Raw genomic sequence first — 12,881 nt, 5'->3', positions numbered from 1 at the left:
GCGCCCGGGGCTCAGTCGCGTCCGCGGGCCCGCCTGAAGCGGTCCAGGCCCTCGGAGAGGTCGACGATCGGGCTGGGATAGGCGTCGTACGCGGCACGCTCCGCCTCCGGCAGCCGCCACGGCTCGTGCACGGAGCGGCCCGCGAGCCCGGCCAGCTCGGGCACCCAGCGCCGGACGTACGCCCCGTCGGGGTCGAACCGCCGTGCCTGCGTGGTCGGGTTGAGGACCCGGTGCGGCCGGGTGTCGGTACCGGTGCCCGCGGCCCACTGCCAGTTCAGCTGGTTGTTGGCCACGTCGCCGTCCGCGAGCAGTTCCAGGAAGTGCCGGGCGCCGACCCGCCAGTCCACGTACAGCGTCTTGGTGAGGAAACTGGCGACCAGCAGGCGGCCCCGGTTGTGCATCCATCCCTCGTGCCGCAGCTGGCGCATCGCGGCGTCCACGACCGGGTAGCCCGTGCGCCCGTCCCGCCACGCGGCGACGTCCGCCTCGGCGGCCGCGCCGGTGCGCCAGCGGTCGTGCCGGGTGCGGTAGTCGGCGGCCGAGGTGTGCGGGCGGGCCGCCAGCACCTGGTGGTGGAAGTCCCGCCACGCCAGCTGCCGCACGAACGCCTCGGCTCCGGGGCCGCCCGCACGCCGGGCCCGGTGGACCAGCTCGACGGGGGAGAGGGCGCCGAGGTGCAGGTCGGGGGAGAGCCGGGAGGTGGCGTCGCCGACCAGATCGTCGTGGTGGTCCGCGTAACCGGCGATGCCGCCGCGCAGCCACGCCGACAGACGCTTCCTGGCGTCCCGTTCCCCACCGGTCGGCAGCCCCGGGGACAGCCCCGTCAGGTCCCCGCGGGCGGGCAGCGGCTGAGAGCCGACGCCGTCCGGGACCCGGACCCTGCGCGGGGCGGCCAGCGGCTCGCGGACGGATCGCTCGCTCCAGCGCCGGAAGTACGGCGTGAAGACCGCGAAGTGGTCGGAGGAGGCCGGGGTGACGGCCCCCGGGGCCAGCACGGTGGTCACGGCGTCGTGCACGTGCAGCCGGCAGCCCCGCGCCGCGAGGGCGGACCGCAGGAGTTCCTCGCGCCGGTGCGCGTGCGCGCTGACGTCGGCCGCCAGGTGCACCTCGTCGGCCTCCGCCTCCCCGGCCACCGCGCACACCTCCGCGACCAGGTCGCCGGAGCGGACGACCAGCCGCCCGCCCCGGTCCCGCAGCCCGGCGTCCAGGTCCCGCAGACAGTCGGCGAGGAGGGCGAGCCGGTTGGGCGCGGCGAATCCGGCGGCGTCCACGGCCCGGTCGCGGACGAACAACGGCACCACGGCCTCGGAGCGGTCCAGGGCCGCACGCAGCGGCGGATGGTCGTGCAGCCGCAGATCGCGGGTGAACAGGACGACCGACGTGGCCATGGCGCTCCTCGCAGGGGGTGTCGGGCGGGCGACGGTACCGGACCGGCGGGCCCCCGGCGCGCGGACGCGCTGACCACCGCCGCGCCCGGTCGGTGCGCTCGTGCGCACGCCCGGGGGAGCCGGGCCCGAGGCGCCGGCCCCCCGGTCTCCGGCGGACAGGGCGGGGGCTCGGGCGCACGCCCGGGCGATGCGGCGGCCCGGTCTCGGGCCTGGGGGTGTTCTGCCACCTGGGACCGGCGGCGGGGCATGTGATGTGCGAGGCCGGAGGCCGGAGAGGCATGGATCACCGGGCGGTTCGGGGGCCGTGGGTGTCGGCCCCCGGCCCCGGTGCGGGTCGGGGCGACCACGTCTGGCTCAGGATCCGGCGCCGTCCCGGGCCGGACCCGGCGGTCCGGCGGCGCGGGTGGCGGCGCGGGCGATGTTGCGGGCCATGCCGCCGAAGACCACGGCGTGGAAGGGCCACACGCTCCACCAGTAGGCCTGTCCCGCCAGCCCGTGCGGATGGAACAGCGCCCGCTGGCGGTAGCGCGTCCGCCCGGCGTCGTCGGTCTCGGCGTACATCTCCAGCCAGGCGAGCCCCGGCAGCCGCATCTCGGCGCGCAGCCGCAGCAACTTGCCGGGGACGATCTCCTCCACCCGCCAGAAGTCGAGCGAGTCGCCGACCCGCAGCCGCGCGGCGTCCCGGCGCCCCCGGCGCAGGCCCACCCCGCCCACCAGCCGGTCGAGCCAGCCCCGTACCGCCCAGGCCAGGGGGAAGGAGTACCAGCCGTTGTCGCCGCCGATGCCCTCGACGACCCGCCACAGCGCGTCCGGCGGCGCGTCGACGGTCAGCGCGCGGTCGTCGGTGTAGAGGCTGCCGCCGGCCCAGTCGGGGTCGGTGGGCAGCGGGTCGCTGGGCGCCCCCGGCACGGACGCGGACGACCAGCGGGTGGTGACCCGCGCCTCCCGCACCCGTTGCAGGGCCAGCCGCAGCGCGTCGTCGAAGCCGAGGGGGTATCCCGGCGGCGGCGGGACGTACCGCACGATGTCGTTCTCGCCGCACACCACCTCGTGCCGCAGCGACTCGGTGAGCGGCCGCGCGATGGCCGCCGGGACCGGCGTGACCAGCCCGACCCAGTGGCTGGACAGCCCGGGGGACAGCATCGGCACCGGCAGGATCAGCCGTCTGGGCAGCCCGGCCACCCGGGCGTAGCGCTCCATCATCTCCCGGTAGGTCAGGATGTCCGGGCCGCCGATGTCGAAGGTCCGGGAGACCTCCTCCGGCATGGTCGCGCCGCCCACCAGGGCGCGCAGCACGTCCCGCACGGCGACCGGCTGGATGCGGGTGTGGACCCAGCTGGGCGTGACCATGACCGGCAGCCGCTCGGTGAGGTAGCGCAGCATCTCGAAGGACGCCGACCCGGAGCCGATGACGACCGCCGCGCGCAGCACCGTCGTGGGCACACCGGAGGCCAGCAGGATGCGGCCGACCTCGGCCCGCGAGCGCAGGTGCGGCGACAGCTCGCCCTCCGGCACGCCGGACGGGGTCAGACCGCCCAGGTAGACGATGCGCCGCACGCCCGCCGCCGCGGCCCGCTCGGCGAAGGTGCGCGCCGCCCGCCGGTCGGTCGCCTCGAAGTCGTCGCCGGTACCGAGTGCGTGCACCAGGTAGTAGGCCACGTCGACGCCCTCCATCGCCCGCGCCACCGAGTCGGGGTCGGTCACGTCGCCCCGCACCACCTCGGCCTTGCCGGCCCACGGATGGTCGCGCAGCTTGTGCGGGGAGCGGGCCAGGCACCGCACCCGGTGTCCGGCGTCGAGCAGTTCGGGCACGAGACGGCCCCCGACGTATCCCGTCGCGCCGGTGACCAGGCAGCTGAGGCCCGCCCCGGCACCCCCGCCGCTCGTCCTTCCGGGTCCTTCGGCCGGCTGGCTCATGTGGCTCCGTCGCTCGCGGGACAGTCGTCACCGTGACCCCTTCCCCCGAACCGGACGGGGTTGACGCGTCCGGGCCCAGGTCGACCCTTCTATACGCTGATCACGTGGCGACAGCGAACCAGCGCGGACAGCACGCGCACGAGCGGGGGACCGGACCCGGCCCCGAGGCGAGCGACCTGCACGTCCTCGCCGTCCAGCTGAGGCGGATGAACGGCGAGATCAACCGCGTCGTGCACGGTTTCGCCGGTGCCCACACGCTGCACGCCACCGACATCCAGGCCCTCGCGGCGATCCTGGACGCGCCCGAACCCATGACGCCGGGACGGCTGCGCCGGCACCTGGGGCTGACCTCGGGCGCGGTGACGGCCTGCGTGGACCGGCTCGAGCGCGCCGGACACGTGCGCCGGGTCCGGGAGAGCGCCGACCGCCGGGTCGTCCACCTGCACTACGTGCCCGAGGCCCGTGAGGCCGCCCGCCGGTACTTCCGTCCGCTGGCCGACGCCGCCGTGGCCGCCCGGGCACACTTCGACGACGGCGAACTGGCCGTCGTGGCCCGCTTCCTGGCGGCGTTGAACGAGGAGCTGAGCCACGTGGCGTCGGACGACCGCTGAGCCGGCCGCCGCCCCGACGGACGGCGGCGGGTCGCGCAGTCCGGCCTTCCGGTGACACCCGAAAGTAACTCGATGATTGAGATTGTTTATGATCGAGCTGCATTTGGTGCCAGCGCCCCCCGAGATTTGGAGACCCGACACCGATGTCCACCCCCACCCGACCGCCCCGAAGTCCCCGACGCGCCCGATGGCTCGTCCCGGTCCTGCTCCTCCTGGTCTGGCTCGTCGTCGGCGGAGCGCTCGGCCCGTACGCCGGCAAGCTCGGCGAGGTCGCCACCAACGACCAGGCCTCCTTCCTGCCCCGAAGCGCGGAGTCCACGCAGGTCGTCGAAGCGCAGCAGGCCTTCCAGCAGGACGAGACGCTCCCCGTGATCGTCGTCTGGACCGCCGACGGCGACGGCGACGCCGCGGTCACCGCACACCAGCAGGCCGCCACCCGCTCGGTCGCTGGCCTCGAAGGCGACCCGGGGATCGTCGGATCCGCGAGCCCCGCGCTGCCCTCGGACGACGGCCGGGCACTCCAGGCCGTCGTCCAGGTCGAGCCGGACCTCGGCGAACGGCTCCCGGAGGTGCTGGCGGACATCGGCGAAGCCGCCGGACAGGTCCCCGGCACCCGGGCTCAGCTGGCCGGCCCCGCGGCCTCCCAGGCCGACCTCTCCGACGCCTTCGCGGGCATCGACGGACTGCTGCTCGCCGTCGCGCTGATCACGGTCCTGGTGATCCTGCTGCTCGTCTACCGAAGCGTCCTGCTGCCCCTGGTCATCATCCTGAGCGCGGTCTTCGCACTGGCCCTGTCGTGCGCCATCGTCTACGCGCTGGCCGACCACGACGTCGTACGCGTCGACGGACAGGTCCAGGGCATCCTCTCCATCCTGGTCATCGGCGCCGCCACCGACTACGCGCTGCTGCTCACCGCCCGGTTCCGAGAGGAGCTCGCCCGCCACCCGGACCGCTTCGGCGCCGTGCGTGCGGCACTGCGCGACTCCTGGGGCGCCGTCGTCGCCAGCGCGGCCACCGTCGCGCTAGGCCTGCTGGCGCTGCTGCTCAGCGACCTGACCAACAACCGCGCGCTCGGGCCCGTCGGTGCCATCGGCATCGTCTGCTCGGTGCTGAGCACGCTCACCTTCCTGCCCGCCGTCCTGGTGCTGCTCGGCCGGGTCGCCTACTGGCCGGCCAAGCCGGTGCGGACCGGCGACCCGGAGGCCGGACACCGGCTGTGGCACCGTGTCGCCGCGCTCGTGGACCGCGCTCCGCGCCGCATCTGGGCCGTCTCGCTGGCCGCGCTGCTCGCCTGCGCCGCCTTCGCGCCGACCCTGAGCTCCAAGGGCGTCCCGCTCGACGAGATCTTCGTGAACGACACGCCCTCGGTCGCCGCCCAGCAGACCCTCGCCGAGCACTTCCCCGGCGGTTCCGGCAACCCCGCCGTCGTCATCGCCGAGGCCGACCGCCTCGACCCGGTCCTCCGCGCCGCCCGCGACACCCGCGGCATCGCCTCGGCCGCCCCGGTGACCGACTCGGGCCGCCCGGGCGCCGGTACGCCCCTGGTGGTCGACGGGCGCGTACGCATCGACGCGACGCTCCAGGCGCCCGCCGACAGCGACGCCGCCAAGAGCACGGTGGTCCGGCTGCGGGCCGCCGTCCACCAGGTCTCCGGGGCGGACGCCCTCGTCGGCGGCTACACCGCCCAGCAGTACGACACCCAGGAGACCGCGGGCGAGGACCGCACGCTCATCGTGCCGGTGGTCCTCGCCATCATCCTGGTCATCCTGGTCCTGCTGCTGCGCTCCCTGCTGATGCCCGTCCTGCTGGTGGCGACGGTGGCGCTGAACTTCCTGGCCACCCTGGGCGTCTCGGCGCTCGTCTTCACCCATGTGTTCGGCTTCAGCGGCACCGACGCCTCCGTCCCGCTGTACGGCTTCGTCTTCCTGGTCGCCCTGGGCGTGGACTACAACATCTTCCTCATGTCCCGGGTCCGGGAGGAGGCGCTGCGCCACGGCGTGCGCGAGGGCATCCTGCGCGGGCTGACCGCCACCGGCGGAGTGATCACCTCGGCCGGCGTCGTCCTCGCCGCCACCTTCGCGGCACTCGGGGTCATTCCGCTGGCCTTCCTGCTGCAGATCGCCTTCATCGTGGCCTTCGGCGTCCTGCTGGACACGCTGGTGGTGCGCTCCCTGCTGGTCCCCGCGCTCGCCCGCGACATCGGCGCCGTCGCCTGGTGGCCCGGGCGGCTCGGACACCGGACCCGGGCGGGACGGGACTGAGCCGCCCCTCCCCGGCCGTCACGTCCCGGCCGTCACGCCTCCGGACGCCGCTCCGGCGGGCGCACGGTGCCGAGGAAGCGCCGTACGTCGATCTCGATGACGACCCGCTCCGGGTTCGCCCGGGGCTGCCGGTAGCGGGCCGCGTAGCGGGTCTCCGCGTCGCGGACCGCCCCGGCGTCGTCGCGCACGGAGGCCACGCCCTCCAGCGTGGACCAGCGCCGGCCGTCCACCTGGCCCACGGCGACGACCGCCCCGGCGGCCCGCCGGACGTTGCGCGCCTTGGCGGTGTCCCGGCTCGTGATCACCCGCGCCGTGCGGGTGGCGTGGTCGTACGTCACCCCGACCGGAACCAGGTGCGGCGTCCCGTCGGCCCGCGGCGTCGACAGGAAGCACACCCGGCGCTCCTGCCAGAACCGGACGAACTCGCCGTCCGCGTCGTGCTGTTCCCCGGCGTCCATCCACTCTCCTCGGCCGTGCCACGTGTGTCCCGTGTGCACCAGCATCGCCCGGCGGGCCGTCCGGCCGCTCGGCGGGGTGCGTGCGGCGTCAGGCGGCGTCGCGGTCGGACACCCGGCCCGCGCCGGTCCTCCGGTCCGCGCCGGTCCTCCGGTCCGCGCCGCGCCCGCCGCCCGGGAGGAGACGCAGGTGACGGCGCCGGGCGTGCCGGGGCGGCGCCGGATCACCGAACAGCCGGTCCTCCAGATACGTCATGGTGAACAACAGCAGACCCAGTGCGGGCAGCAGCAGGACGGCAACGGTGACCACGCCGGGGACCCCTTCCGCCGAGGGACGACGCCACGCGGGTGCCCGGGCGGGCGCCGTTGAAAGCCGTCATGTTCGCGCGGCGGGTGGGTAGGCGGCTCCGACGACGGACAAGTCGCCCCCGAGGAACGGAGCAGCCGAGCCGATGTCGCACACCTCCCCGTCCGCCGAACCGGCCCCCCACCCGCAACTGGCGGGTTCCTGGTCGGACTGGATCGGCGACCACACCACGGCACTGATCGGGATACCGCTGCGCATCGCGCTCATCGTGGTGATCCTGCTCGTGCTGCGCGCGGTGGCCAAGCGGGCCATCACCCGGGTCGTCCAGCGGGTCCTGGAGCCGTCGGCGGGCGAGGCCGAGAGCAGCCGCCCCCGCAGGCCGTCCCGCGGTGCCGCCGTCCTGCACCGCGACCGGTCCCGGGCACGGCAGCGCCGGGAACAGCGGGCCCGCACCATCGGCTCGGTGCTCAGCAGCGCCGTCACCATCGTGCTGTTCATGATCGGCGTCGCCATGGTGCTCGACCAGGTGGGCATCGCCCTCGGCCCGCTGCTGGCCAGCGCCGGGGTGGTCGGCCTGGCCATCGGTTTCGGCGCCCAGAGCCTGGTCGCGGACTACCTGTCCGGGCTGCTCATCATGGTCGAGGACCAGTACGGCGTCGGCGACTCGGTCGACCTCGGCGAGGCCGTCGGCGAGGTGGAGCACGTCGGCCTGCGCCTCACCCACGTCCGCGACCTCAACGGCGGCCTGTGGCACATCCGCAACGGCGAGATCCTGCGGGTCCGCAACGACAGCCAGGAGTGGGCCCGCGCCGTCCTGGACGTCGCCGTGTCCCACGACGCGAACCTCGACACCGTCTACCGCGTACTGGAGGACACCGGTCGCGCGCTGCGCGAGGAGCCGGACTTCGCGGACGTCCTGCTGGAGGACCCCGCGGTGTGGGGCGTGCAGTCCCTGGACGCCGACGGGATGCTGGTGCGCCTCGCCGTCAAGACCGTGCCGCTCCAGCAGTGGGGCGTCACCCGTGAGCTGCGCCGCCGGGTCAAGGAGGCGCTGGACGACGCGGGCGTCGAGATCCCCTTCCCGCGCCGGGCGGTGTGGGTGCGCACCGACAGCACCGACAGCACCGACAGCACCGGCGGCGACGCGGAGGCGCTCACGCGCTGACGGACCGCTCCGTCGGCGCCGGATTTGCCGGACCGGCAAGGATCTTTGGCGCCGCCGGGCCGGCCGGGGCAGCCTGCACACGGAGCGCGCGGCTCTCGCGCCTCCCACCGAGCAGTCGACCCCGGCCCCAGGAGGCACCATGACCGACATCCCCGCGCCGGCTCCCGCCGCGGAATTCTGGGAGGCCCGCTACCGCGACTCCGGCCGCGTGTGGAGCGGACGCCCCAACGAACTGCTGGTGCGCGAGGCGGCCGCCCTGACGCCCGGCACCGCCCTGGACCTCGGCTGCGGCGAGGGCGGCGACGCCGTGTGGCTGGCCGCCCGGGGCTGGCGGGTCACCGGCGTGGACATCGCCGTCACGGCCCTCGAACGCGCCGCCGTGCACGCCGCCGAGGCAGGCGTCGGGGACCGCGTCGCCTGGCAGCGGCACGAGTTGGGCGAATCGTTCCCCGAGGGCACCTTCGACCTGGTGAGCGCGCACTACCTGCAGTCGCCGGTCGCCCTCGACCAGCGGGCGGTCCTGCGCCGCGCGGCGGCCGCCGTCGCACCCGGCGGCACTCTCCTGCTCGTCCTGCACGCCGGCTGGCCGTCCTGGCAGACCGAACCCCCGTTCGACGCCGAGTTCCCCACCCTGGACGGCGTGCCGGCCGACCTCGGTCTGCCGGACGGCGGATGGACCGTCGAGACCCGCGAGACCGTCCGCCGCGCCAGCACCTCGCCCGACGGTGTCGAAGGCCACCGCGAGGACCACGTGTGGCGGTTGCGGCGAAGCCGGTGATGTCCGTTTCGACCGATTTGTTGAAAAAGTTATCTCATGAGTTTTCTGAGAGATAGGCATGGTTTTGTGAGTACCGGGACACCTGTGGTGTGAAGGCTATTGGCCGACCAGAGGGAGATGGTGACATGCCTTCCAAGGAGACGGTGACCGAAGAGATCACCCGCACCCCGAACATCGACATCGACGCGGCGCTCGACCCGGCCGAGGCGGAAGGCGTCTTCCGCGACAGCCGCGAGTGCGCGGCACTGGCCCTGGCGGGCGGTGACTACGGCCTGCTGCTGTCGCCGCCGACCCCGCGCCCGAAGAAGGGCTGACCGACCGACAGGAGCAGTGAATGCACCAGCCAAGCACTTCGTCCTTCCTGAAGGACGCGGTGCGGGAGTTGGCAACCGGCGTGGCCTCCGCTCTCAGCAGCGGGGGCCACGGCCCGGTGTCCGGGGACCTGTCGCCGGCCACCGGCGCCGACGGCTTCGCACCGGCGGCCGTCCGGGTCCTGGGAGCCGACTTCCTGCTGCCGCACCTTCTCTTCGGCACCCGCCCGGGCGAGGCCGAACTCGCCCTGTTCCGCCAGGCCGTGGAGAGCTACCCGCCGCGTGCCGACGCCGCGCCCACCGTGGTGTGGAGCCATTGGGCGATGACCCGGACCCTGCACCGCCTGGCGGGACCCGGACCGACCGGCCCCGAACCGGCCGCCGGGTGGCTCGACGTCGCGGACTGGCGGACCCTGAGCCACCAACTCGCCGTCCTGGCCCCGCTCGCCCTGCCCGGCGAGGAATGCGCCGTGGCCCGCGTGGCCCGGCAGCGCCCCCTCGACCTGGCCCGCGGCTTCGTCCGCGCGGTCCGCCGCCGGGACTGGCTCCAGGCGGCCGGCGCCGGCCGCTGGCTGACCCTGCTGGACGGCGTCCCGCAGACCCTTGGCCTCGAGTCCGGTCTGGACTTCGTGGAACTCATGGCCGACGGCGACCCGCAGGTGGGCCTCCAGGTACGGGCGGCCCGGCAGCTGCGGGCCGGAGCACTCGTGTGAGCGCCGTGACCGTCCAGGAGGCGGTCCGGAGCGTACGGGACGTGGCGGAGACGGCACTGGCCTGGGCGGACGCGCACCGCGACGCGTTCACCCTGGGCGACGACGCCCTCGCCGCGCACGCCGAGGTCGACCGCACCTGGAAACCGCTCGGCGAACTCGCCCAGGTCTGCGCCACCGTCGCCGCGCTCACCGGCCCCGCCGACCCCCTGCACACCCGCGCCCGCGACCTGCTGGCCCACGCCTGGGAGCAGACCGGCCGGGGCGCGCTCCTGCCCGCCCTGCAACACCAGGAGCCCTTCGCCACGTACCCGCTGGAGGTCTACGCCGCCTTCGCCGCGGCCGGGCTGCGCCACCGCGACTACGAGCGGGCCGCCGCCACGGTGGCCCGTACCCGGGGCTGGCGGCTCACCGAGCAGGACCCGACCCGTCGGCTCGGCGTCCTGGCGGCCGAACGGCACAGCGGCATCAACCGGCCCGGAGACCCCGGCGCCGTACGGGACGGCACCTGGCTGGGCGGCCTGCCCGAACCGTGGACCTTCGAACGGTCCGCCGGGTACGCCCTCACCCATGTCGTCTTCCACCTCACCGACTGGGGCCGGGCCGGTCCGGCCGGCGTCCCGGCCCGTCTCGCGGAGTATCTGACGCACTGGCTGCCGCCCTGGCTCGACACCTGCCTGGACGCCGGTCTGTGGGACCTGAGCTGCGAACTGCTCGCCGTGGCGGCGAGCGTGCCCGGCTCCCTCGACCCGTCCGCACTCCAGGAGGGGTGGCAGCGCCTCGCGGCGGCCCGGCACCCGTCGGGCGCCCTGCCCGAGGTGGCCGCGGCCCCCGCCGACGACTTCACCCACTGCTACCACTCCACCCTGATGGCCGCGTTCGCGGCGACCCTCACCCACGTACACCTCGGCGGACAAGGAGCGCTCGGATGACCGCCACGCGCCTGATGCACACCGTCGGGGCCCGCGCCCTGGAATGGCTGTGGGCCCACCGGGACGGCTTCCGGCTGGAGCCCGACGCGGACCCCGAGGTGGGCTTCCTCCAGCGCTTCAAGCCGATCGGCGAACTGGCCCTGATCTGCAAGGTGCTCTTCCGCGAGGGCGTGGCCGGCTCCCGGCAGACCGAACTGGCACGACGGCTCCTCGACCACGCCTGGCGCGAGAGCCTGGACGGCGGCCGCCTGCTGGTGCGCGGCCAGCGCACGGAACCGATCTCGTCCATCCCCTTCGAGGTGTACCTGCCCTTCAGGGAACTGGGCCACAGCCAGCCCGAGCTGGAACGGGCCGCCGTCCTCAACCACCGGCTGGACAGCTGGGCGGCCTTCGAGCGGACCCCCACCCGAAGACTGGGCCTGGCCGCGTTCCAGCGCCGCTTCGGCCTGAGCCCCCACCCGTCCGAGGCCGAGGCCCTGAGCGACACCTGGCTGGCCCGCACCCCCGAACCCTGGACGGTCGAGGGGCACATCGCCTACGACATCACCCACGCCGTCTTCCACCTGACCGACTGGGGCGAGAACCCCACCGGCCTGCCGCCGCACGTCGCCGACTACCTCACGGCCTGGCTGCCGAGCTGGATCGACGACTGGACGGACCTGGAACGCTGGGACCTGCTCGGCGAACTCCTCGTCGTCGACGCCTGTCTGCCCGAACCCGCCCTCGACGAACGGGCCTGGGAGGCGTTCGCCGCCGCCCAGCAGCCCGACGGCGCCATGCCCGCGATCCGCGACATGCCCGAGGGCGACCCCGACGAGGTGTTCGACATCGTCTACCACCCGACGCTCGTCGCCGCCTTCGCATCCCAGCTGGCCACCTCCCGCGCCCTCACCGAGCTGGCGCACTCCGCGTCGTGACGGGCCCTCAAACGCCCTGGCCGGGCGTCCCCGCCACGGAGGAGTCCGCACCGCCGGAGCGGGCACCGAACGACGACACGGAGCTGCGCGAGCGGCTGACGGAGGCCGTGCACGCCTGCGACGCCCCCGACGTCGTCTTCGCCGTCTCCCGGCGCGGCCGCCGCACCCTGTGCGCCGGCGGCACCGCCCCGCCGCCCGCCGTCCCCCGCGAGGACCTGCGCTACGAGATCGGCTCGGCGTCCAAGACGTTCGCCGCGCTGCTGCTGACGCGCCTGATCCGGCGCGGCGTGCTCACCGGCGGAGAGCCGGCCGCCGGCTGTCTGGACCCCGGCAGGACGCCCGGCCCGCACCCCGTGACGCTCGCGCACCTGATCACCCACACCTCGGGACTGCCCGGCCTGCCGGCCGGCTTCGTGCGCCGGGGCCTGCCCGCCTGGCACACCAACCCCTACGCCCGCTACCCGGCCGAGCGGCTGACCGACACCTTCCTGCGCCACGAGCCGAAGCACCGTCCCGGAACCCGCTGGCACTACTCCAACTACGGCGTCTCCGTCCTCGGCCACGCCCTCGCCGCGGCCACCGGCACCGCGTGGGAGGACCTGATCACCGGACAGGTGCTGCGCGCCCTCGGTCTCAGCGGCACCGCCCTGCGGGGAGAGGGCCCCGAGACCGATGCCGTGGGCCACCGCAAGGACGGCCGCACCCCCGTCCCGCCGTTCGACGCGGGCGGCTTCCAGGCCGCCGGAGCCGTCCGGTCCACCCCCAACGACCTGCTCACCTTCCTCGAGGCGCACCTGGACCCGGACCGCTCACCGGCCGCCGGTGCGCTGCGGGCGGTGCGGGTGCCGGTGCTCCGGCGCGGACCGGGACACCGGCACGTGCACACGGTGGGGTGGTTCCGGCACCCCACGGACGGCGGGCCGATGTACTTCCACAGCGGCGCCACCCTGGGCCAGCAGGCGTTCCTGGGCTTCCGGCCCGACACGGACACGGCCCTGGCAGCGGTGTGCAGCCGGAGGTTCCGCGCCCGGGACCCGTTCATCGCCACCGCCTACGCGCTCCTCGCGGAGGGGTAGGCCGTCGCCGGGGACGCGGGCCGGCGCGGGGCCCCTTCGGGCGGCCCCGCGCC

Annotated in this window: 13 protein-coding genes; 9 read left to right on the top strand and 4 right to left on the bottom strand. The window is 74.9% G+C overall.

Translation table 11 applies throughout. From position 1 onward, the window contains the following. Positions 1 to 11: 11 nt before the first annotated feature. Entirely contained in the window at positions 12 to 1,388 is a 1,377-nt protein-coding gene (locus tag ACZ7MF_RS18645) for a cryptochrome/photolyase family protein (RefSeq protein WP_471477868.1), read from the bottom strand. 354 nt (positions 1,389 to 1,742) lie between these two features. Next, positions 1,743 to 3,305 carry an SDR family oxidoreductase gene (locus ACZ7MF_RS18640; protein WP_471477867.1) on the bottom strand — a complete coding sequence of 521 codons (1,563 nt, stop codon included), beginning with the start codon at positions 3,303 to 3,305 and terminating at the stop codon, positions 1,743 to 1,745. Between the two features lie 104 nt (positions 3,306 to 3,409). Here ACZ7MF_RS18640 and ACZ7MF_RS18635 point away from each other — a divergent pair, with 104 nt between their 5' ends. Both ACZ7MF_RS18635 and ACZ7MF_RS18630 read left to right on the top strand, forming a co-directional pair. Then, on the top strand, positions 3,410 to 3,916 hold the full coding sequence (locus ACZ7MF_RS18635; protein WP_393219624.1) for a MarR family winged helix-turn-helix transcriptional regulator: 507 nt from the start codon (positions 3,410 to 3,412) through the stop codon (positions 3,914 to 3,916). A gap of 143 nt (positions 3,917 to 4,059) precedes the next feature. After that, the gene (locus ACZ7MF_RS18630) at positions 4,060 to 6,177 is read left to right on the top strand and encodes an MMPL family transporter (RefSeq protein WP_471477865.1); all 2,118 of its coding nucleotides are present in this window, start codon (positions 4,060 to 4,062) and stop codon (positions 6,175 to 6,177) included. A gap of 32 nt (positions 6,178 to 6,209) precedes the next feature. Here ACZ7MF_RS18630 and ACZ7MF_RS18625 read toward each other — a convergent pair whose 3' ends face one another. Further along, on the bottom strand, positions 6,210 to 6,635 hold the full coding sequence (locus ACZ7MF_RS18625; protein WP_356856277.1) for a PPOX class F420-dependent oxidoreductase: 426 nt from the start codon (positions 6,633 to 6,635) through the stop codon (positions 6,210 to 6,212). 88 nt (positions 6,636 to 6,723) lie between these two features. Beyond that, on the bottom strand, positions 6,724 to 6,942 hold the full coding sequence (locus ACZ7MF_RS18620) for a hypothetical protein (RefSeq protein ID WP_471477864.1): 219 nt from the start codon (positions 6,940 to 6,942) through the stop codon (positions 6,724 to 6,726). Positions 6,943 to 7,084: 142 nt separating this feature from the next. On the opposite strand from ACZ7MF_RS18620, the gene ACZ7MF_RS18615 reads away from it, so the two are divergent. The 7 genes from ACZ7MF_RS18615 to ACZ7MF_RS18585 all read left to right on the top strand — a co-directional run bounded on the left by ACZ7MF_RS18615 (position 7,085) and on the right by ACZ7MF_RS18585 (position 12,828). Beyond that, positions 7,085 to 8,104 (top strand): mechanosensitive ion channel family protein, encoded by a 1,020-nt coding sequence (locus ACZ7MF_RS18615; RefSeq protein ID WP_471477862.1) that lies wholly within the window; start codon positions 7,085 to 7,087, stop codon positions 8,102 to 8,104. 139 nt (positions 8,105 to 8,243) lie between these two features. Continuing rightward, positions 8,244 to 8,882, top strand: a complete 639-nt coding sequence (locus tag ACZ7MF_RS18610; RefSeq protein ID WP_471477861.1) for a class I SAM-dependent methyltransferase — start codon at positions 8,244 to 8,246, stop codon at positions 8,880 to 8,882. A gap of 125 nt (positions 8,883 to 9,007) precedes the next feature. Next, positions 9,008 to 9,196, top strand: coding sequence for a hypothetical protein (locus ACZ7MF_RS18605; protein ID WP_115740535.1), 189 nt, complete (start codon positions 9,008 to 9,010; stop codon positions 9,194 to 9,196). 20 nt (positions 9,197 to 9,216) lie between these two features. Further along, complete coding sequence (locus ACZ7MF_RS18600) at positions 9,217 to 9,906, top strand: hypothetical protein (protein WP_471477860.1); 690 nt, start codon at positions 9,217 to 9,219, stop codon at positions 9,904 to 9,906. Further along, positions 9,903 to 10,835 carry a DUF6895 family protein gene (locus tag ACZ7MF_RS18595; RefSeq protein ID WP_471477858.1) on the top strand — a complete coding sequence of 311 codons (933 nt, stop codon included), beginning with the start codon at positions 9,903 to 9,905 and terminating at the stop codon, positions 10,833 to 10,835. Before ACZ7MF_RS18600 ends, ACZ7MF_RS18595 begins: the two co-directional genes overlap by 4 nt. After that, the gene (locus ACZ7MF_RS18590; RefSeq protein WP_471477857.1) at positions 10,832 to 11,752 is read left to right on the top strand and encodes a DUF6895 family protein; all 921 of its coding nucleotides are present in this window, start codon (positions 10,832 to 10,834) and stop codon (positions 11,750 to 11,752) included. Before ACZ7MF_RS18595 ends, ACZ7MF_RS18590 begins: the two co-directional genes overlap by 4 nt. Continuing rightward, on the top strand, positions 11,749 to 12,828 hold the full coding sequence (locus tag ACZ7MF_RS18585) for a serine hydrolase domain-containing protein (protein ID WP_471477856.1): 1,080 nt from the start codon (positions 11,749 to 11,751) through the stop codon (positions 12,826 to 12,828). The genes ACZ7MF_RS18590 and ACZ7MF_RS18585 overlap by 4 nt, the downstream gene beginning before the upstream one ends. Positions 12,829 to 12,881: the final 53 nt, after the last annotated feature.

It is taken from the genome of Streptomyces sp. NPDC111628, from assembly GCF_055635195.1.
Note: the sequence above shows the minus strand (reverse complement) of the source record. Positions and strands in the feature narration are given on the sequence as shown.